This is a genomic window from Arsenophonus endosymbiont of Bemisia tabaci Q2 (assembly GCF_902713415.1).
Classification (GTDB): domain Bacteria; phylum Pseudomonadota; class Gammaproteobacteria; order Enterobacterales; family Enterobacteriaceae; genus Arsenophonus.
Genome location: NZ_CACTIE010000280.1, coordinates 1 through 1,555, shown reverse-complemented (window position 1 = coordinate 1,555; position 1,555 = coordinate 1). Strand labels below are relative to the sequence as shown.

The window sequence follows — 1,555 nt, the reverse complement described above, 5'->3', positions numbered from 1 at the left end:
GATATAGAGTAATTACTTGTAATCATTTTAAAGTCGCCCAGCTATATTGGATTTATTAGTAGAATATCAGCAGCAACGATATGAAATCTGGTTGGAACTAGGTTTACAAACATCCCATGATAAAACCCTGAAAAAGATCAATCGAGGCCATGATGCTGCTAGTTATCAAAAAATTGCGCAAATTGCCGGCAAAAAGGGATTAAATGTTTGTGTTCACCTAATTGTTGGCTTACCAGCTGAAACAGCTAGCGAAAATCTGCAAACAATATCTCGTGTTATCGATACTGGTGTTGATGGTATTAAATTGCATCCATTACATATTGTTGATGGTAGTATAATGGCGAAGGCTTGGCGTGCTGGGCGTTTGTTATCACTTGAATTAACTGAGTACGTGGAAATAGCCGGAGAAATGATCCGTCACACACCAAAAAATATTATTTATCATCGTATTTGTGCCAATGCGCGTCGGCCGACTTTACTCGCGCCAGATTGGTGTGCAAATCGTTGGTTAGGCATGAATGCGTTATATCAATATCTCTGTCAGTATGGCGGCCAGGGCTCTGCAATTTAAGTTAGTGGAGGGAATTAAAATAGGTTTTTGGCAGATATTTTATATGGCGGTGAGGGAGGGATTCGAACCCTCGATACGTTTTCACGTATACACACTTTCCAGGCGTGCTCCTTCAGCCACTCGGACACCTCACCGGTTATCATTTTAATATAGTAGGATACTAGAATGATGCGGCGCTACTATAGGAAAAAGCAGACTAACCGTCAATAATATATTGCAACTTTTGTCTTTTTTTGCAGTTAACAAGATAAATAAAGAACAATTTGTTGAAAATGTATTCGATATTACCGCGAAGGTTTTATTGTCCTTACTAATAAGTAAAATTATTAAATGCATAGCATAAGTTGGAAAAAATAATGAATGAATTTTCCGTGATTTGCCTAATACTAGGAACATTATAGTTAAGCGTCTTAATTTTGATTACAAAATATATGTTTTTCTTCAATATAAATTTACTGATATAGAGTAATTAATTGTAATCATTTTAAAGTCGCCCAGCTATATGACCATTGAAGAGATCAGAGCAATAATTGCTAATATGCGTAGTGATTATGAAGATCGGATCGATGATTATAATTATCAAGAACGCAGAATTATCAAAAGAACGTCGGGAGTTATCACAAAAATTGAAAACCATGGCTGATATAGCTAAGCGACTTAATTTTGATGACATTATTTATATGAGCTATTTAATTGATTTTAGACGTAAAGTGATATTTACGATGAAAGAAGGTTTGAGTATCCGAGAAACAGCTAAGCAATTTCGGATTGGCTCTGCATCTGTATCGCGTTGGATTAATCAAATAGAGCCAAAAGCATCGACTACACGTCAGCGAAAAATCGATAAATCCGAGTTGATAAAAGATGTTGAACAATATCCAGATGCTTACCAAAAAGAACGTACAGAGCGTTTTGGCGTTTGTCAGAAGGCCATTTGGCAAGATCTTAAAAAAATGGGATTGACCTATAAAAAGAACTCTACGT

Annotated in this window: 1 protein-coding gene, 1 tRNA gene and 2 pseudogenes; 3 read left to right on the top strand and 1 reads right to left on the bottom strand. The window is 36.1% G+C overall.

Going from position 1 to position 1,555, the window contains the following annotated elements:
* Positions 1 to 40 precede the first annotated feature (40 nt).
* Positions 41 to 571 (top strand): annotated as a pseudogene (mnmL, locus tag ARSQ2_RS11260) (tRNA modification radical SAM protein MnmL/YtqA); the annotation flags it as partial.
* A gap of 44 nt (positions 572 to 615) precedes the next feature.
* On the opposite strand, the gene ARSQ2_RS11255 reads toward mnmL, so the two are convergent.
* Positions 616 to 705 (bottom strand) — tRNA-Ser (locus ARSQ2_RS11255).
* Between the two features lie 368 nt (positions 706 to 1,073).
* Here ARSQ2_RS11255 and ARSQ2_RS11250 point away from each other — a divergent pair.
* A pseudogene (locus ARSQ2_RS11250) lies at positions 1,074 to 1,218 on the top strand (DUF496 family protein); the annotation flags it as partial.
* Positions 1,207 to 1,555, top strand: a 349-nt coding sequence (locus ARSQ2_RS11245) for an IS630 transposase-related protein (protein WP_181995344.1), incomplete at its 3' end; no start/stop codon positions are given. The pseudogene ARSQ2_RS11250 and the gene ARSQ2_RS11245, both read left to right, overlap by 12 nt.